At 39.3% G+C, this 20,515-nt stretch carries 13 protein-coding genes and 1 tRNA gene; 2 read left to right on the forward strand and 12 right to left on the reverse strand.

Annotated elements, in window-relative coordinates; all coding sequences use genetic code 11:
- Positions 1-9 precede the first annotated feature (9 nt).
- The 6 genes from accD to PMAN_RS09805 all read right to left on the reverse strand — a co-directional run bounded on the left by accD (position 10) and on the right by PMAN_RS09805 (position 12,833).
- Positions 10-885, reverse strand: coding sequence for an acetyl-CoA carboxylase, carboxyltransferase subunit beta (gene accD, locus PMAN_RS09780; protein ID WP_008128641.1), 876 nt, complete (start codon positions 883-885; stop codon positions 10-12).
- A 150-nt stretch (positions 886-1,035) separates the two neighbouring features.
- Positions 1,036-1,830 (reverse strand): tRNA pseudouridine(38-40) synthase TruA, encoded by a 795-nt coding sequence (truA, locus tag PMAN_RS09785; protein WP_010557200.1) that lies wholly within the window; start codon positions 1,828-1,830, stop codon positions 1,036-1,038.
- A gap of 155 nt (positions 1,831-1,985) precedes the next feature.
- Positions 1,986-7,925 (reverse strand): FimV/HubP family polar landmark protein, encoded by a 5,940-nt coding sequence (locus PMAN_RS09790; RefSeq protein WP_198434406.1) that lies wholly within the window; start codon positions 7,923-7,925, stop codon positions 1,986-1,988.
- Positions 7,926-8,274: 349 nt separating this feature from the next.
- On the reverse strand, positions 8,275-9,291 hold the full coding sequence (locus PMAN_RS09795) for an aspartate-semialdehyde dehydrogenase (RefSeq protein WP_010557202.1): 1,017 nt from the start codon (positions 9,289-9,291) through the stop codon (positions 8,275-8,277).
- A gap of 45 nt (positions 9,292-9,336) precedes the next feature.
- Positions 9,337-10,458 (reverse strand): 4-phosphoerythronate dehydrogenase, encoded by a 1,122-nt coding sequence (locus PMAN_RS09800; RefSeq protein WP_010557203.1) that lies wholly within the window; start codon positions 10,456-10,458, stop codon positions 9,337-9,339.
- Positions 10,459-10,610: 152 nt separating this feature from the next.
- Complete coding sequence (locus PMAN_RS09805) at positions 10,611-12,833, reverse strand: TonB-dependent receptor (RefSeq protein ID WP_006793898.1); 2,223 nt, start codon at positions 12,831-12,833, stop codon at positions 10,611-10,613.
- Positions 12,834-13,294: 461 nt separating this feature from the next.
- Between PMAN_RS09805 and PMAN_RS09810 the strand changes: the two genes are divergently transcribed.
- Both PMAN_RS09810 and PMAN_RS09815 read left to right on the forward strand, forming a co-directional pair.
- Positions 13,295-14,440 carry a porin gene (locus tag PMAN_RS09810; protein WP_010557205.1) on the forward strand — a complete coding sequence of 382 codons (1,146 nt, stop codon included), beginning with the start codon at positions 13,295-13,297 and terminating at the stop codon, positions 14,438-14,440.
- A 12-nt stretch (positions 14,441-14,452) separates the two neighbouring features.
- Positions 14,453-14,860 carry a type 2 periplasmic-binding domain-containing protein gene (locus PMAN_RS09815; protein WP_008130121.1) on the forward strand — a complete coding sequence of 136 codons (408 nt, stop codon included), beginning with the start codon at positions 14,453-14,455 and terminating at the stop codon, positions 14,858-14,860.
- A 213-nt stretch (positions 14,861-15,073) separates the two neighbouring features.
- Here the strand turns inward: PMAN_RS09815 and PMAN_RS09820 are convergent, their stop codons facing one another.
- The 6 genes from PMAN_RS09820 to folP all read right to left on the reverse strand — a co-directional run bounded on the left by PMAN_RS09820 (position 15,074) and on the right by folP (position 20,511).
- Entirely contained in the window at positions 15,074-16,699 is a 1,626-nt protein-coding gene (locus tag PMAN_RS09820) for a methyl-accepting chemotaxis protein (protein WP_010557206.1), read from the reverse strand.
- Positions 16,700-16,989: 290 nt separating this feature from the next.
- Positions 16,990-17,074 (reverse strand) — tRNA-Leu (locus PMAN_RS09825).
- 66 nt (positions 17,075-17,140) lie between these two features.
- Positions 17,141-17,494 carry a preprotein translocase subunit SecG gene (gene secG, locus PMAN_RS09830; RefSeq protein ID WP_006793902.1) on the reverse strand — a complete coding sequence of 118 codons (354 nt, stop codon included), beginning with the start codon at positions 17,492-17,494 and terminating at the stop codon, positions 17,141-17,143.
- A gap of 1 nt (position 17,495) precedes the next feature.
- A complete protein-coding gene (tpiA, locus tag PMAN_RS09835; protein WP_010557207.1) occupies positions 17,496-18,245 on the reverse strand; it encodes a triose-phosphate isomerase in 750 nt (249 codons plus the stop codon).
- A gap of 71 nt (positions 18,246-18,316) precedes the next feature.
- Positions 18,317-19,666 (reverse strand): phosphoglucosamine mutase, encoded by a 1,350-nt coding sequence (glmM, locus tag PMAN_RS09840; protein ID WP_006793904.1) that lies wholly within the window; start codon positions 19,664-19,666, stop codon positions 18,317-18,319.
- Positions 19,663-20,511 (reverse strand): dihydropteroate synthase, encoded by an 849-nt coding sequence (gene folP, locus PMAN_RS09845; protein ID WP_010557208.1) that lies wholly within the window; start codon positions 20,509-20,511, stop codon positions 19,663-19,665. The genes glmM and folP overlap by 4 nt, the downstream gene beginning before the upstream one ends.
- Positions 20,512-20,515: the final 4 nt, after the last annotated feature.

A 20,515-nucleotide genomic window follows, 5' to 3' on the forward strand; every position in this document is an offset into this window, starting at 1 on the left:
AGCTTAAATTTACGCTACTCTATGCTCTTGTTCAGTAGAAGGCAAGTTCATAAATTTAGCAAGCACACGTGCTAACGTATCACGCATTTCACGGCGGTCAACAATCATGTCTATTGCACCGTGCTCAAGTAAAAACTCACTACGCTGAAAACCTTCTGGTAAGGTTTCGCGCACTGTTTGTTCTATTACTCGCGGGCCAGCAAAGCCAATTAAGGCTTTTGGTTCAGCAACGTTAATATCACCTAGCATTGCTAATGAAGCCGATACACCACCCATTGTTGGGTCGGTCATTACCGAAATAAATGGCAACCCTTTTTCGCTCATTTTAGCAAGTGCTGCACTGGTTTTCGCCATTTGCATAAGCGACATAAGTGCTTCTTGCATACGTGCACCACCTGAGGCAGAAAAGCACACTAATGGCATGTTGTGCTCTAAACATTGGTCTACGGCATCAACAAACCGTGCACCAACAACCGAAGCCATTGAACCACCCATAAATGAGAATTCAAAAGCAACCGCAGCAACAGGAATGCCTTTTAAGCGGCCCTTCATTGCAACTAGCGCGTCTTTTTCGCCACTTGATTTTTGGGCTGCGCTAATACGGTCTGAGTATTTTTTAGAGTCTTTAAACTTTAATACATCTTTAGGCTCGTGCTCAGTACCAAGCTCCGTGCGGTCACCTTCATCTAAAAAGTGCTCTAAACGTTTACGGCCGCTCACACGCATGTGATGGTCGCATTTAGGACATACGTTTAATGATTTTTCTAGTTCAGCTTTATATAAAATTGAATCGCAAGCTGTACATTTAGCCCAAACGCCTTCTGGAATTTCTTTACGACCTGACGACTTAGTCGTTTTAGGTAAGATTTTTTCTAACCAACTCATTTGCAACTCTCTTAATGCTGTTCTGTGTCGCGAGTCTGCTAATAAGTAGCAGACAGATTTTTTCAATTAAAACATGAATTACACAAACACGGTATAAAAAACTGGTCTTAGTAGTTAGAGGAAATTAAATTTAGCTATTAATAATTCTAACTAAATATCAACATCAGGTAAAAATAATGGCCCTAGTGGGGTTTTAGGAATATTAAACTGCTCTGGGTAATCAACATCGACTAAATACAAACCAGCGGCTTTAGCTGTTGCACTCGCTTTTGCACGCTCTTTAACATCTAATAGTTCTTTTAACCATATAGGTTGGTGCTTGTGTAAGCCAATATCCATTAAGCAACCGGTTATATTACGCACCATATGATGCAAAAATGCATTCGCCTTAATATCAATTACAACGTAATCACCTTGGCGCTGAACAGATAAGTGATGAATTGTACGTTTAGCGGTATTAGCTTGGCAGTGTAATGCTCTGAATGATGTAAAGTCATGCTCACCAATTAAATGCTGACACGCCTCTTGCATTACCTTTTCATCTAGCTTGTGATGGAAATGAGTAACACCCTCGTTCATAACTGCTCCACGGTATGGATAGTTATAAATAACGTAGCGATACCTTCTTGCGGTTGCACTAAAACGTGCATGAAAGTCTTCTGCAACAGGTTGAGCAAATCGAATAGCAATATCTTTAGGTAGCAAAGTGTTCATACCCATAGTAAACGCGACCATTTCACGAGATGCATTGGTTTCAAAATGAACAACTTGGCCTGTTCCATGCACTCCTGCGTCAGTTCGCCCTGCACACACAATTTCAACTGGGTGGTTACAGATACTCGACAGCGCCTTTTCTACTTCTTGTTGTACGCTATTTACGTGCGATTGACGCTGCCAACCACTATAACGTGCGCCATTATATTCAACCCCAAGTGCTACTCGCATATTTATCGTTTTACCTACTGTACTAATTAACGGCGCATTTTATGCTATCTCGCGGCGCAATAAAAGCGACCGTGATGTAATCATATAAAAACAATAAAAAACCCATAATCAGCATCACCAATTATGGGTTTATCGTATTGAAATTAACACAAATGCTATTGTTGTAATTTTGCTTGCAAACTAAGCGCTTCTTCTTGAACTTCTTCAGGCCCTTTTGCTATTACGTCTTCAATCACCTTAAGCGCGGAATCGAAGTCGTCAATTTCAATATAGGCACGTGCTAAATCCAACTTAGCGGAATAACCTCCACTCTCAGCATCAACGTCTGTTGGATTATCACCAGCAAGCAATGCATCAAACTCACTTAAACCTAAATCTATATTTACGTCATTGTAAGGCTCATGCTCAAGTTCAGCATCGTCACTTTGCTCAAGTAATGAGTCAATATCTACAAAATCGTCTTCACCTAAAGGTTTTGCGTCTTCAGGGACTGGCTCTTTATGATTGAAGACTTCTTCATCAACTAAGTCTTCTTTCAATAAAGAATCAAAGTCAACATCAAACTCGCTGCTATCTTCTATAGCAAGTTCATCGGGAGCGGCTAACTCATTGAGCAATGAATCGAAATCGGTTTCACTTAAATCAGCCATAAATTCATCATCAAGTGCTTCATCTGATACAAGGTTAGTATCACCCTGAGAGTTAACTTGAGTTAGTTCAGCTTCACGATCAACATTAGTTTGTTCATTTATTTCATCGTCCGATTCACTTATAAATGCTGGATTGTCTAGCCCAACGCTGCTATCAGGCGCTAAATAGTCCGCATCAGCGTTATTCGACTCTGTGAGTAAATCATCAAGAGTGTCATCGTTTAAGTCGTTAAGATTGTCGAGCTCACCATCTAGTTCATTAAATTCATCAATTAACAGGTCGTCATTAAAGTTAGTTCCCGCGCTGTCTATATCATCTTCAGCTGAATTTTGATTATCAGCTTCGTTGTTATCAAGCTCTGAAGCTAACGTATCGTCACTGGTTATTTCACTATTATCTTCACCTGAACCTGAGAAATCAGCACCATTATTCGGTCTATTAGGAAGTAGCTCTTCAACTTCTTCTGATGAAACCGCATCATCGCTAACTTGAGCAATTGATCCCTCAACCTCGTCATTGATTTCAAGCTCAGAATCTAGCTCATCTAGTTCATCTAGTTCATCTAGTTCATCTAGTTCATCTAGTTCATCATCAACAGTTTGCTCGATGCCTAAATCAGATGATTCAAACTCTACGCTATTAGGTAAATCAGTGCTATCAGCGTCATCATCTGAAACTGGCACCTCATCTATTTCAACAGGTAAAGGATCAAGTTCTAAATCAACACCGGTTTCTGCTAAATCGTTTTGTGAGTATTCAAGGTTTTCTTCTAAAAATTGTTTTTCATCAGAAGCTTCAGACGCTGATACTTCAATCTCGTCATTAGCTTCTAGCACTAACTCTGATTCATCAAACTCATTATCAAGTAATGGTTCATTATCAAAGTCATCCTCTAGGCTATCTAAATCAAAATTTGATGAAAGTGCTTGCGATAGTTCTTGCTCTGTTTGGCTTGGTGATAATTCTGGTTCATGCTCAATGTCGACTTCCTGAGCAATCGCACTGCCGCCATCATCTAAATCTTGTTCAAATTCTTTAGTATCCGTTCTCTCAATGTCGTTTGGGGGCGTTTCTAAAACTTGCTCTTCAACGCCTTCGACACCCACTGAATCAAACTCTAAATCAGCGCCTAGTAATGAATCTTCGTCCGTATCCTCTGGGACTAAAACGTTGGCTTCTTCATTAATTTCAGGCTCTAAACTTGACTCGTCAAAATCGCTATCAATTAATGGCTCATCATCAAAATCATCTTCTAAGCTATCTAAATCAATATTTGATGAGAGCGCTTGCGATAGTTCTTGCTCTGTTTGACTTGGTGATAGTTCTGGCTCTAGGCCTGCATCTAAAGTTTCATCAATTGTGGTATCACTAACAACTTCATCTAAATTTAATCCATCTAGCTCTTCGTCGTTATCAGAATCACCATCTGGCGTCTCTGAAACAAGCTCCTCAAAGTCTTCTGCATTGACAGAATCAAATTCTAAGTCGGCGTCTAACCCTGCTAAATCAACCTGTGAATCATCAAAGTCCTCTTGCGATAACAATGCTTCATCTGTAATTTCTGGTAGTGGTTCTTCACTTTCTGAATTAGTATCAAGTCCAGAATCTGACTGTTCAAACTCACTATCGATTAACGGCTCATCGTCAAAGTCATCTTCTAGGCTATTTAAATCAATACTTGATGAGAGCGCTTGTGATAATTCTTGCTCTGTTTGACTTGGTGATAGTTCTGAATCAAGTTCTTCATCAGCCAGCACATCGATATCATTATCCGAAAAATCTGAAACCTCTTCTGCAAACTCTCCGTCATCATCTAATTCATTATGCTCTTCTTTTGTCGCGAATTCTTCAGCATCGCCTACCGCCAATAGCTCATTGTCATCAATTATTGGGGCTTCATCAAAATCAGCAGTGGCATGGGGCTCATCATCAAGTTCCTCGTCAAAGTTACTCAAGTCTGCGCCCTTAGAAGTAGAGTCAGCTAAATCTTTTTCTGTTTGACTAACAACATTTTCACCTTCATTGTTAGTAGCCTCTTGCGTTTCAGCCCCTTGATCTTCAGCTATTTCTAACTCAGGGTAATCGTCTAACTCTTCACTAGGCGTTATTGATTCTGTTTCTAGTAATTCATCCTCAAGGGATAAATCAGAGTCTGTGTCTTCTGCTAATGGATCATCACCTAGATCAACTTCAACCTCTTCAATTTCATCGTCCAGATCATCAAGTGTCCAATCAGGGCTTTCTACGTATTCTGAGTCTTCTGGTTGTTGTAATTCATTTAAGAGTTCGTCTACACTTTGCAACGCATCATCGTTATATTCATCTAGTAAATCTTCTGGATCTAAAAGCGTGTCTGATGTGTCTGTAAAATCATCGGCCCCAAAGTCTTCAAGCACTTCATTAGGCTCTAGCTCTTCTTCAAGTGCTGGCTCCTCTTCAAGTGCTGGCTCCTCTTCAAGCTCTGGCTCATCTTCAAGCTCTGGCTCCTCTAAAAGCTCAGGCTCTTCTGCAAGCTCTGGCTCCTCTACAAGCTCTGGCTCCTCTTCAAGCTCGGGCTCTTCTTCAAGCTCTGGCTCCTCTTCAAGCTCAGGCTCTTCTTCAAGCTCTGGCTCTTCTGCAAGCTCTGGCTCTTCTTTAAGCTCGGGCTCCTCTACAAGCTCTGGCTCATCTTCAGACTCATTCTCCGATTCAGATTCAGATTCAGATTCAGATTCATCAATCAAAGCTGAAGCTAAAGATTCGACATCATCAACATTTAACTCTTCTTGTGCATCAGCTAAATCATCGACAGAACCGGCCAAAGCAGTATCAATGTCATCGTTTTCTTCGACTAACGACTCTGTTAGCGTTTCATTAGCTGAATCGTCATCTGCTTCATCAATTAAGCTGTCGATGTCATCCAAATCAAAGTCATCGCTTTCTTCAACTAACGACTCTGTTTGCGCTTCACTTACGGAATCTTCATCTGCTTCATCAATTAAGCTGTCGATATCGTCCAAATCAAAGTCATCGCTTTCTTCAACTAACGACTCTGTTTGCGCTTCACTTACGGAATCTTCATCTGCTTCATCAATTAAGCTGTCGATATCGTCCAAATCAAAGTCATCGCTTTCTTCAACTAACGACTCTGTTTGCGCTTCACTTACGGAATCTTCATCTGCTTCATCAATTAAGCTGTCGATATTGTCCAAATCAAAGTCATCGCTTTCCTCGACTAACTCATCAGTTTGCGTTTCATTAGCTGAATTTTCATCTGCTTCATCAATTAAGCTGTCGATATCGTCCAAATCAAAGTCATCGCTTTCTTCAACTAACTCATCAGTTTGCGCTTCATTTACGGAATCTTCATTTGCTTCATCAATTAAGCTGTCGATATCGTCCAAATCAAAGTCATCGCTTTCTTCAACTAACGACTCTGTTTGCGCTTCACTTACGGAATCTCCATCTGCTTCATCAATTAAGCTGTCGATATCGTCCAAATCAAAGTCATCGCTTTCTTCAACTAACGACTCTGTTTGCGCTTCACTTACGGAATCTTCATCTGCTTCATCAATTAAGCTGTCGATATCGTCCAAATCAAAGTCATCGCTTTCTTCAACTAACTCATCAGTTTGCGCTTCATTTACGGAATCTTCATTTGCTTCATCGATTAAACTGTCGATATCGTCCAAATCAAAGTCATCACTTTCTTCAACTAACTCATCAGTTTGCGCTTCATTTACGGAATCTTCATTTGCTTCATCAATTAAGCTGTCGATATCGTCCAAATCAAAGTCATCACTTTTTTCAACTAACGACTCTGTTTGCGTTTCATTAGCTGAATCATCATTTGCTTCATCAATTAAGCTGTCGATATCGTCCAAATCAAAGTCATCACTTTCTTCAACTAACGTATCCGTTGGCGTTTCATTAGCTGAATCATCATTTGCTTCATCAATTAAGCTGTCGATATCGTCTAAGTCAAAATCGTCACTTTCTTCAGAAGTTTTATCAGACGTGTCTACTGGTTCGGCACTCGTTTGATCAAGTAAATCATCTATATCAAAATCATCGGTCGCAAGCTCTTCGCTCAATGCTGCCATTTCATCGTTAGATTCTAAACTATCACTTTGTGGCTCTTTTTCTGCTGGTGAATCAAACTCAGGTAAGCTGTCATCTTCGTCAAATAGGCTATCTAAGTCATCATTACTTAAAATATCATCAGTGCCAGACGGTTCTTGGTCTAAATCTAAATCAATATCGTCCAAGCTATCATCAGCACTGTCGTCAAATCCTTGTTGCGTGAAAATATCGACTTCATCGTCTTCGTCACTTTCATCATCAAAAACAATATCGTCGCTAAGAAGGCCTTCTAACTCGTCTTGATCAAGTAAGTTATCTGAATCATCAAGTTCGTCTGAGTCATCTTCTAATAAATCATCATCTGGAAGCATGTCACCTTCGAGGTGATCATCTAATTGAACGCTCAAGTCATCCAATGGATCTGGAATGATTGGGTCATCAAGTGGATCAGTTGCTAAGTCATCCTCATTAGAATAAGTTGGAGTTTGCGGTAAAAATTCATCATCTGCTTGAGACTCTTCTTGATTGCCTTTTCTTTTACGAAGAAACATAACAATTGCAAAGATAATCAATAATCCGGGAATGAACATTAACAGCCCAAGCACAATAGGGTTTGACAACAAGGCTAGTAAGTCAAAACTGCTTTGAGGTTCAACCTCTTTAGCTTTTTGCTGGGCAATTATTTCATTTTGTTTAAGTATTAATTCCTTTAGCTGCAGCTGTATTTCACTATCTTGCCCTAATTGTTGGCGAACATTTTCGAGCTCTTTAGAAATTCCAGTCAGCTGTTTTTTAAGGTTATTATTCTCAACTAAAATCTCTTCAACATTTGTTACTGAACTTTTAAACTGTTGCTGTAACTCAACTAATTTATTAGTTTGGTCGGTTTTGATTTCTTTTATTTCTTTTTGTAACTCTTTTTTGGCGTCGTCTACATCAACTTTACGCGCTTGTGTAACTTGTGTTTGAGCTGATGTTATTTCAGTTTGTGTAAGTGTTCCGTTTTTTTTCTTTTCCCATAACTCGTCATCTTGCTCAGAACGCTGCCTAGCTAGTTGAGTATTCACACGTCTAATTTCAGATAAAGTGGGTATTTTTAAATAGGCCCCACTTCGCATATGATTGAGGTTTTGATCTAAAAATGAGTCGGGGTTTTTGTTATACAAGGCCTGCATAACTTGATAAATACTTACAGAGTTATCTGGACGCACTTTTACGGCTATGCGCCAAAGTGTATCGGTGGGTTTAATCGGACCAATAGACCGCCCTTGAGCACCATAGTCAACGCCTTTAGGCCCCTTTAATTGGGTACTATCTTGTGTATATACAGGCGTTACTACCAGTGCAGACGCTAATATTATAAGTATAGCCAAACCGCGCATGCTGATCCTTTAATGTCTAAATGTTACAAAGCACTCATAAATAGGTGCGTAAACATTGATTACTCTTGCCTTATCAGTCTAATGACTGACTCACATTTGTTATTACAATCTATTTTTGTTGCAAGCTCTATTCCAATTACAAACTATAAACCACTTAGGGCACAATATCCATTGCAACACATTGAAAAGAAATACCTTAACAACACATTTTTAATATTAATTTATTGAGTATTATCAGTAACTTTATTAAATATTATAAAAAACGGCAAAAAAGTGGCACTCTATTTAAACAAAAAGCGGCAAACACATAGTGCTTACCGCTTTTAAAGAGTGCTTAACATTTAAAATGTTACATATAATTTTCTATTAACTCTTCAGCTATTTGAACACTATTGGTTGCAGCACCCTTGCGGGTATTATCACTAACAACCCACATATTTAAGCCATGAGGGTGTGAAATATCAGCGCGCAAACGGCCAACATATACAGTATCGTTGCCACTGGCATCGGAAACCGCTGTTGGATAATCACCTTCATCGTCAATTAGCTCAACGCCTGGTGCATCATTTAACAGCTGTTTAACGTGTTCGAAGTCGTATTGCATACGTGTTTCAATATTAATAGATTCAGAATGACCAAAAAACACAGGAACACGCACACACGTTGGGTTTATTGCGATTGTTGTATCACCTAATATTTTGTGCGTTTCGTTTACCATTTTCATTTCTTCGCGGGTATAGCCGTTATCTTCAAAGCAATCTATTTGCGGAATAACATTAAAGGCTATTTGCTTAGGAAATATTTCATTATCCATTGGGCGTGCATTCATCAAGTTAGCTGTTTGCTTTGCTAACTCATCAACAGCTTCTTTCCCAGCCCCTGATACCGCTTGGTAAGTTGATACATTTATTCGATCAATACCATACGCATCGTAAATTGGCTTTAATGCCAACATCATTTGAATAGTCGAACAATTTGGGTTTGCAATAATATTACGATTTCTAAAGTCGGCAAGACTTGAGGCATTCACTTCTGGAACAACAAGGGGGATTTCAAAATCATTTCTAAAATGCGAGGTATTATCAATAACTATACAACCTGCATCGGCTGCAATTGGGGCATATTTTTCTGAGACGCTCCCACCGGCAGAAAACAATCCAATATGCGCTTGGCTAAAATCAAAGCCTTCAACGTCTTGTACTTCAATTGTCTCACCACGAAACTTAATGTCTTCACCTGCACTGCGGCTGCTCGCAAGCAAAAATAGCTGATCAACCGGAAATTTACGATCTGCTAAAGTTTCGATAATTTGACGTCCTACTAAACCAGTAGCACCAAGTACGGCAACGTTATATTTTTGCGACATATTTTTTCCTCTTTAAACGATATTAAAACACCGTTAAATTAATAATTAGTTGGTTAGTTTAAAACCAAGTTGACCTAAGGCAGCTAACTGCGAGCCATCACCTTTAACGGTTAAGGTGCTAAATTCTCTTCTTACAGGATAGTTTTTACGTAAACTATCAAAACCATCCGACTCTAGATGACGAAGTAAAATCCCATCATCCCTTCTTACATCGTAAATTGTGTGCACTAAACGTGCGATGTCTTGCTCTGTAAAACTCTCAGCAATAACCACTTGCGTTATAGCTGGTACGGGCAAAAAATCGGTTAAAGATTTTGAAGCCTCAACGCCTTTAAGCTCACACAGCTTTTGGTAAAGCATTTGTGTGCCTCTGGCCTTGCCTTCAAGTGTATGGCCTGCAATATGCACACTGGCATAGCGTACATGTGCAAGTAAGTCTGTTAAAATATTAGGTTCATTTTCCCACACATCAAGCACTAAATCTAAATCAGCCCCTGCTTCCATTAAATCTAGTAAAGCACTATTGTCAATAACATCCCCTCGGCTGGCATTAATTATCGTAGTACCCGGTTTTAAGGCGTTAAGCCTTACTTTATCCATCATGTGAAGTGTTTTATGTGGCCCTTTTTTAACAAGTGGCACATGGAAAGTTACAATATCTGATTGTGCAAGTAGTTCATCTAACTCTACATGCTCATTCAATAACCCTTGTGCATGTTTTAATGGATCGCACAAAAGCAGCTTTACATTTAATGCTTTTAACTTTTTAGCCAAACAACTGCCAATACTCCCGACCCCTACTATGCCAATAGTTTGGCCTGTTAATGGGCGGGCATTTTCTTGGCTTAATGCAAATAAACTACTAATAACGTACTCTGCAACAGCAACAGCATTACACCCTGGAGCACTTGTAAAAGCGATGTTTTTGTCTTGTAAAAGATCTGTATCAATATGGTCGATACCAATAGTCGCAGTACCAACAAAACTTAATTTATTCGCTTTTGCTAATAGCTCACTAGTAACATTGGTAACTGATCGTGTGAGTAATACTTCTACGTCTATCAGTTGGTCAGGTTTTAAGTTACGTCCATCAAACCGCTCAACCTCACCAAAATCTGAAAAGTACTGCTCAACTAAAGGCATGTTTTGATCGGCAAGAATTTTCATCACAGAGTCCATTTGGCAATTAAGGGCGCTATTGTATCGAACAACCAGACCTTTGCACAAACTAAAAAGGCCGAATCAAAAACTGATCCGGCCTTTTTAGCAAAATAAAATATAATGTTTAAATTACATTGTATTTTTACGCAAACTTCAGTTTATAACTCAAAATCTTTTTTGAATTTTAAACCAAATTCGCTGCGATCATTACTTCTCATAACACCAACAAACCCTGATTGCTGTAAACGACCTACATCGTATACTTCATTCAGTACGTTTTCGCCATAAAGTGTTACTTCCATATCGCCATATGCGTTAGTGTAAGAAATATTAAAGCCAACTAGCTCACGCGAATCAATCGTTTCACTCTGGCTATAAACTGACTGACCTTGCATTTCACTACGGTATGAATAATTAGCATTTAGTGCAACCGTTGCACCACTGTCTAAATCCATAAAGTATGATGGGGCAACCATTACAGTCCAACGAGGTGTTAATGCCGGTGAATCACCTTTACCAATACCTTGAACACCCGCATCAACCTCAGTGATCTCTGAATCTAAGTAACCTACCGCACTTCTTATTGTGAAGTCGTCAGTAATTGCAACGGTGGTTTCAAGTTCTATACCTTGCGCTTTTGATTGGCCTGCATTTTCAACAATAGTTACAAAACCACCACCCGCTGTTGGGTCTGAAAACGGAAGTGCTAAATCAGTGTAATCAGTAACAAATACCGCTAGCATCATAGATACGTTTTCGTGTACTTGGCCTTTTAAACCCATTTCGTAGTTTACGGCTTTAGTTTCGTCGAACGATACAAACTGATCAGGTCCACCAAATGGACGTGGTGGGAAGCCACCAGTTTGATAACCTTTTTGAATTTGACCATAAACGTTCATGTTGTTACTGATTTGGTAAGATGCATTAATATCCCACGTCACAGCGTCAAACTCTGCACTTACGTATTTACGTTCAGCAAATGTAGGGAAAATCGCATCGGCATCTTTCTCATCTTTTGAGTATCGAAGGCCACCACCAATACTTAAATCATCTGTTAAATCGTAACTTGTATTAAAATATACAGCGTATGAGTTTGTTTCTTGGTTTATTTCAAAGTCACCATAGCCACCAAATGAAGGTGTAACACCATCATTTAATAAACCATTAGGTGTGTTGAATGGGCTAAATACAAATGGACCAGAACGCGTAAAGCCATCTTCATTAAAGAAGTAAAGGCCTGATACAAAGTCCATATTGTCGTAAGTCGCATTTAGTTGGATTTCAAACGAGTACTGGTCTGCACCACCCTCTTCTGGGAACTCAGATAAGTTAAGAGGTGACGCATCATCATCAAGTCCACCTTCGTATTCAGAAGTGCGATAACTCGAAATAAATTTAGCCGTGTACGTATCATCGATTGCCCAATCAGCAGTAAATGACGTACCCCACCCTGAGTAAGACGTAGATTCAATACCAGCAACGGTAGTGCCTAGATCATCAGGGTCTGATGGGATCATGTCCTGTGTTAATAAAGGAAAGTCACCATTAAATACATCATTTGCATCAAGCGGCTCAGTTAACTCAATAGTGTAAGGAGATTGACCCGACTCGTTATCAACACCATCAAGTGAAAAAGTAAACGCTAAATCGCTATTAGCCTGCCATTTAAGGGCTACGCGGCCGCTAAACTCTTCTTCTTCACCAATTTCTTTTTCAGGGTTCGTAAGGTTTACTGCTTCGCCAACGCCGTCACGTGTTTTGTATGACGCACTTGCTGACATACTCAACTCATCATTCAATGAGTTATTAAAGTACACATCGCCTGCAATACGGCCACGGCTACCTAACTTTGCAGACGTTGTTAAAATACCTTCATCGCCCGGCTGTTTTGTAATAACGTTTACTGCGCCACCTAACGTGTTACGGCCATATAAGGTACCCTGTGGGCCGCGCAGTACTTCAACACGCTCAACATTTGGTAATGATAAGTTAGACCCCATTTGACGACCTAAGTAAACCCCATCAAGGTATACACCCACACCTGGGTCAGTAGTAATAATGTGATCTTGTAAGCCAATACCACGGATAAATACAGAAGCATGGGCTGCATTGCCTACACCGTAACGTGTGATATTTAGATTAGGGACGTATTTACCAATATCTTCAAGGTTACTCATATTGGCTTTATCAATTAAGTTAGCACCAATTGATGTGATAGCGGTTGGAGATTCAAACAAGCTCTCTGTACGTTTACGAGCTGTAACTTCAATTTTTTCAAACGCATCTTGCTTTGCTGTTGTTTTGGTTTCTTCAGCGTTTACTGAGGTAGTCAGGGCAGCAACTATTGCTAGGCTTAACTGTGAGAGTTTGCGTAGTTTCAAAATATTCTCCAAAGGATACCGTAAATTATTTATTATGCATTTACTGGTGCAACCAGTAAGTTTTGGGCATAAAAAAAGATGCGTGGTAGCATCTTTCCTCTGGAAGGGCATTATATTACACAATTGTGAATTTATGTATTTATTTTTTGATAAAAGTAAAAATGTACCTAACGGAGGAAATTTAACACATTGCAGCGATACTTACTTCTTATGCAATTACGGCATAAAACCTCACGCTATAAATATATGTTATGAAATTAAATTGGTTGCAACTTATTTTGATATTTTACTTAAAATCATTAACCTACATTAAAAATTTCAAGTATATACCGCAAAAAACAATAACAAAGTATTAAGTTTATTAATTTTTATTACTAACTTGCTAAATTGATTAGATATAGCTCTATTTCACTTCTATAATACGCTTGAATCAACATCTAATTAACTAATAGGAAATACATATGAAAAAGCTATCTGTAGCAGTAGCATTATGTGCGGCTTTAGCAACAAACTATGCTAGCGCCGAAGTTCGAATTAATGGCTTTGCATCAATTGTCGGTGGAAAGAGCCTTGATAGTGACAGCACCTTATATGGATATGATGATGACATTTCATTTAAAAACGAAAGTGTCTTTGCATTACAGCTATCAGCTGACCTAATGGAGAAACTAACGGCCACAGCTCAAATTGTTGCCCGTGGTGAAAATGATTTCGACGCAGAATTTGAATGGGCTTACGTAACTTATGAACTAAGCGACGAGTTACAAATTAGCGCGGGTAAAATGCGAGCTCCATTTTTCCGCTATTCAGACTTTTTGGATGTTGGTTACGCTTATCGTTGGGTACGCCCACCTCAGTCAGTTTATGGTATTCCTTTTTCTACATATGAAGGTTTAAGCTTATTGCACAATACACAGCTTGGCGATTGGGATTCAACGGTACAACTAATGTACGGAAGCTACGATGGCGAATTAGATGCGATTACTGAAAAAACTCAAGGCGAACTTAACGATTTTGCAGGCATTAACTGGACACTTGCATATGACTGGTTCAGTGTACGTGCTGCATACTTGGTTGCAGAAACATCATTTGCACTTGACGGAACAGACCCTAGCGGTGCTGCGTTAAATGGCTTAGAAGCGGCACTTCGTGCAAACAGCTTAAACACGTTAGCTGACGATATTGCAATTAACGAAGATGACAGTTACTTCCTAGGCTTTGGCTTCTCAATTGATTATGATAATTTCTTATTCGACGCTGAATATACACAGTTTGAAGTAGAAAACAGCATTTTGACTGAGCAAACACAATACTATGTATCTGTAGGTTATCGCTTGGATGACGTTATAGTTCATTTTACGTATGAAGATAATGACGACAAACATGATGCATCTCGCTTCGATCCAATTGCAACAGTACCAAGTCTGAATGCTGCTATAAACGGTGCATTGACAGGTGTTCAAGCGCAAAGCAATGTATACACTATCGGCGCGCGTTATGACTTCCACCCTTCTGCAGCATTTAAAATTGACTTTAGCCGCTTTGAAGACGATGTAACCGATACAGAAACTGATGTTGTTGCTGTTGGCGTTGATCTTGTATTTTAATTGGAGCAGATAATGAAAAAATTAATTTTAGCTAGTGCACTTTCATTGTGCTCAATTAATGCTTTTGCAGAAGTTGCAGTAATAGTTAACGCTGGTAACGCAAATGCTTTAGATGCAGATACAATTAAAAAGATATACCTTGGTAAAGCCAAGTCATTTGGTGATGGTACTAAGGTAAACCCAGTAAACCAAGATGGTACCGCTGCTGCAGATGAGTTTAACGATAAAGTTGTAGGTAAATCTGGCAGCCAGCTTAATGCTTACTGGTCTAAACTTGTATTTACAGGTAAAGGGACACCTCCAGAGAAATTAGGCTCAGATCAAGCTGTAATAGATTTTGTAGCAGCTAATGCTGATGCTATCGGTTATGTAGATAGCGCAAAAGTTAGTGACAATGTAAAAGTGGTTGCGACCTTTTAGCCGTTAGCCCGTAAATTAAAAAAACCACCAAATGGTGGTTTTTTTGTACCTGTAAAAAGTTATGTCTGTTGGCTTAACAAGTTAATCTCGTGTCCAATCTTGCGTTCTAAGTTGTTCTATTGTTGCAGGCTGGTGAGACATACCTAGCTAGCCTTCAAAACAACAAAGCCTCCAAAAGGAGGCTTTAATAGAGACTTTAGCTGTTCAGGTTAATTATTCAATTCTGAATTTGGCTGTAGCGTCTAATAAGTTATCTGATAAGTAATGTAGGTTTTTAGCTACATCTCTTACAGCCAGTAATGAGTCCATGGTATCTTCAAAAGAAACATGCATATTAGATACATTTTCTACAACCATGGCTGCAACCGATGTTTGCTCTTCAGTTGCTGCTGCTATTTGTGAGTTCATGCCATTTATTTCTAGCATTTGCTCAGCAATCTTCTCAATTGATATTCCTGTTTTTTCAGCCGCTGTTGCATTATCTGTTGCCATATCTCGAGCTGAAGTCATCGCGGTAACCGAATCGTTAGCTGCGGTCGTTAAAGCACCTAACAATTCGCGTATTTCATTCGTTGAATGGGCGGTTCGTGAAGCAAGTTCTCGTACTTCATCAGCTACTACCGCAAACCCACGGCCATGCTCACCAGCACGCGCAGCCTCAATAGCCGCATTAAGCGCAAGTAAGTTGGTTTGATCGGCAATTGAAGTAATTACATTCAATATTTGTGATACGTTTTTTGTATCGTCCGCAAGTTTATTAATTGTTGTTGCTGCTTGGTTAATTTCATCACTTAGCGTACGAGATGCATTGACAGACATTTGTACCTGGGTACGGCTTTGCTCTACTTCTTTTTCTGCCGTTTCAGCCGCATGTGATGCATTTGCTGCAGATTGAGAAATATCACCAACGCTTTGCTTCATCTCTTCCATTGATTGCTTAACAATTTCAGCATCTGTTGTTTGTTTTGTTGTTGCGCGTTCAGCCTGCTCCATACCCTGTACTAAACGGGTAGAGTTTTCCATCAATGGTTCACATACAGCAATTACTTCAAGTACGGTTTCTTTTAACAGCGCAATAAAAGCATTAAAGTTAATAGAAACTTGGCCAATTTCATCTTTAGAATTCACGGTTAATTGAGTACTTAAAGAGCCTTTTCCATTTGCTAATAAGCTTAAATTATTTGCAGCATCGCTTGCTGATGAGCCAATATTTTTAGCAATCCAAATCGCCATAAATAAAAGCAGTAATAAAGATACAATAGATACAACAAGCATTAAAGTAAGCGCATTATCAGAGCGCGTATTAGTGCTTTCAACTAATTCAAAAAAACGGTTGTCTGCCTTTTGTTGGGCTGCTTTAAAGCTCTCTAAAACAGAACCATAAAGACTTGTTTTTAACTGGGCTTGCTGCTGAATTTTACTAAAATCGGCAGTGCCATTTACCATACCATTAGCAATTGTAGCTGATATCTTCTCGTAGTCGGCTAATTCTTTCACTACATCATTGCTAATGTAGCTATTACTCATTTGCTTGATTAAATTTATGTTTGATTCAATTGTTTTGTAAGTATCATCAGCTTTAGTTATTAAGTCTTGTTCGCCAAATGTAACTGCTTGGGTGTAAAGCTCATCTAGTTTTTCTAACAGCCCTACGTTCGCTGATGTTAACTTTACAACCTTATATGAAGAGTTGCCCATTTCATCTAAAGAAGCTCTATTATCATCTATGGCAAGAAAATTAATTAATACCATAATTATAAAAGCAACAACTGCAATACATGTTATTGCATGTATTTTTTTAGTTATGCTTAGGTTTTGAAAAGAGAAGCCTGAAGCCATACTATTTACCTTTTTGAGTTATCTAAATATATTATCGGCTCAATACTGATAAGTGTGAGTTAAATTTGTAAAATTTCTAGTTTTTTTTTTATTTTAATCATTAATTAAGCTAAAAACTGAAATTAACACAAGTAAATTGACTTTATTGGGTACACGATGTGTTTCCTGTTAAAAATATCACCAAAGAATCTAAATTATTGTTATAACCAAACGTTTTAAGTGCAAAAAACAACCAAAGCAAATTTTAGGTATAAAAAAACCAGTAACATAATTGCTACTGGTTTTAAATTTGGTGCGGATGGGGGGACTTGAACCCCCACGCCCTAAAGCACTACCCCCTCAAGGTAGCGTGTCTACCAATTCCACCACATCCGCATTTTAAATTTTTGTTCGCTTGTTTTATCTGTTTGAGGTTAACAAATAGCTGAACAGTAAACTGTATTAGTTTGGTACGTCTGAGTTACTTTCTTTGTTAGAAGTAACTGGAACATCTTCTTCAACCGGCACTACTGTTTCTATAGCTGGTGCTGCTTCTAGATTTTCCCATTCATCAGTCTGTTTTATCTGACCGGCTGTTAAGTTACCTAGAACAATACTCAACACAAAAAAGACTGTAGCTAGGCTTGTTGTTGTCTTTGTCATAAAGTTACCAGCACCTGAAGAACCAAACACAGTCCCAGAAGCGCCTGCACCAAATGAAGAACCCATATCAGCACCTTTACCTTGTTGGATTAAAACCATACCAACTAAAGCTAAAGCTACAACTAAATAAACTACTAATAAAATTTCGTACATCTTATACGGTCCCTTTTGCACTGTTACAGATAGCAACAAAAGATGCTGCTTTTAGACTGGCGCCACCAATAAGGCCACCATCAATATCTGGTTGTGCAAATAATAATTCGCTATTTTTTTCGTTAACGCTTCCACCATATAAGATGGTAAGCCCTTGTGCTAAATCACTGTCTAAAGACGCAATTTTGTCACGGATAAATTTATGAACAGCTTGTGCCTGTTCTGGCGATGCAGTCTTACCTGTGCCTATGGCCCAAACGGGCTCGTATGCTATCACAGAATCTTTCAGCGCTGCTACACCTAATTTTTTAATTACCGCATCTATTTGAGCAGCAACTACATATTCTGTTTGTCCACTTTCTTGCTCTGTTTCACTCTCGCCAACACAAAGAACGGGAATTAAACCAGCTGATTGAGCTCTAGCAAATTTATCAGCAATAACATCGCTGCTTTCGTTGTAAATACTACGACGCTCTGAATGGCCAACTAGTGCATAATTTACGCCAAGGTCTTTCAGTAGTTGTGCATCAACTTCACCGGTAAAAGCGCCAGGCATGTTTTCAGATACAGTTTGAGCACCTGTTATAACACCGCTTGCAATCATTGCTGAAACAAGTGGGAATGGAGGAAATAAAATAACATCTATTTCTGGTGATTTAATACTATTTATAGCATCCGACATATCTTTGACTAGCTCTATTGAGCCATTCATTTTCCAATTGCCAGCGACCATTGCCTTACGTATTGCCATTTTCCACTCCACATTAGAAAGCGGGCGAGATATTAACTTTTCTCGCCCAAAGTTACAAGAGGTTATTGTTATCAATCAGGTTGTTTGCTCATAGATTCGACAATCTCTGCAATCTTACGTGCACTGTCTAATACTATTTTTTCTTGCTCTGCTTCAACCATAACACGAACGACAGGTTCAGTGCCTGATTTACGGAGTAAAACGCGGCCTTTATTGCCTAAGTTTTGTTCCACTTCTTCGACTGCCGCAAGCACTTTTGGCGCCGTTGTAGGATCGGTACCCGGTGTATAACGCACGTTAATCATTTTCATTGGGTATTTTGTAAACCCGGCGCCTAAATCTTGAAGCGTTCTATTTTGTGCAACCATAGCAGCCAGCACTTGCAAGCTTGATATAATACCATCACCCGTTGAAATTAAGTCTAGATTGAGTACATGGCCTGAACTCTCTCCACCAATTTTCCACCCTTTTTGCTGAAGTAATTCCATTACATAGCGATCGCCAACTTTGCTTCTAGCAAACTCAATGCCTTTTGCTTTAAGTGCATTTTCAAGGCCCATATTTGACATAACAGTACCAACAACACCGCCACCTAAAATATGATCGTTCGCTGCCTGACAAGCAATTATATAAACTAAGTCGTCACCATCAAATACACGGCCATTATGGTCAACCATCATTACACGGTCGCCGTCACCATCATAAGCTATACCTACATCGGCTTTATGTTCAAGTACTTTGCGTTTTAACGTGTCTACATGAGTTGCACCGCATTCATGGTTTATATTTACACCATTTGGCTCACATGCATGCGTAATTACGTCAGCGCCGAGCTCACGCATAACTGATGGGGCAATATGATATGTTGCGCCGTTAGCGCAATCTACAACCACTTTTAATCCCTCTAAAGACAACCCTTGTGGAAATTGACTCTTACAAAACTCAATATAACGTCCGTCTGCGCTTGCCAAGCGTGTTGCTTTACCTAACTTATCTGAGGCCACACAGGTCATTTGCTCATCAAGCATTGCCTCTATTTCAAGCTCTACAGCATCATCAAGTTTTAAACCTTGACCATTAAAAAATTTGATACCGTTGTCGTAATATGGATTATGTGATGCGCTTATTACAATACCGGCTTCAGCCCTAAATGTTTGTGCTAAATAAGCAACGGCCGGCGTAGGCATTGGGCCAAGCAGAACAACATCAATACCGGCGGCTATTAAACCTGCTTCAAGGGCTGTTTCAAGCATGTAACCAGAAATACGTGTGTCTTTACCAATAATAACTTTTTTTGTTCCACCTTTTGATAGCACACGTCCTGCAGCCCAACCCAGTTTCATTGCAAACTCAGGGTTGATTGGCGCTGTTCCCACTAAACCACGTACGCCATCTGTGCCAAAATACTTTCTTTGTTTCATTCTATTATTCCTTTTATACACGCTTGGTAAACACCAAGTACATCTGCAGTTTCTTTTACGTCGTGAACGCGTATTATTTTTGCACCATTTTGTGCGGCAATAAGTGCGCCAGCTAAACTGCCGGCCATTCGTTCGCTTGTGTCTCTGTTTAACAGGTTACCAATCATCGACTTGCGAGAAAGCCCTGCTAATAATGGCAAGCCTAATTTATTAAAATCATTAAACTTGGTCAAAATTTCGTAGTTATGGCTTAATGTTTTTCCAAATCCAAAGCCTGGGTCAAGAATAAGCTGCTGAGTTTTTATTCCCATCGCCTCACAGGCACTAACGCGACGTTTAAAAAATTCATTAATATCGCCAATTAAATCATTATATTGTGGAGATGTTTGCATACTTCGGGGCTGACCCTGCATGTGCATTAAGCAAATTGCGATATTTTCAAATTGTGAAACAACATTCAGTGCGTCAGGCTCTTGTAATGCGCGAACATCATTTACCATATCTGCACCAGCTAAAATAGCCTGCCTCATCACCTCAGCTTTACTCGTATCGACAGAAATAACACAATCACTCTGAGCACGTATAGCTCTTATTATTGGAACCACTCGTTCAAGCTCATCATCAAGGCTAACTGCCTGAGCACCAGGTCGAGTAGACTCACCACCAATATCTATTATTTTTGCGCCATCAGTTAATAGCTGTAATGCACGCTGCACAGCGATGCTGGGCTCTATAAATTTACCACCATCTGAAAATGAATCTGGGGTTACATTTAATATACCCATAATCACAGGCTCAATTAAATTTAGTTCTCGACCATTTGGTAAGTTAATAATGTTGTTCATAACG

The organism is Pseudoalteromonas marina (assembly GCF_000238335.3).
GTDB lineage: Bacteria > Pseudomonadota > Gammaproteobacteria > Enterobacterales > Alteromonadaceae > Pseudoalteromonas > Pseudoalteromonas marina.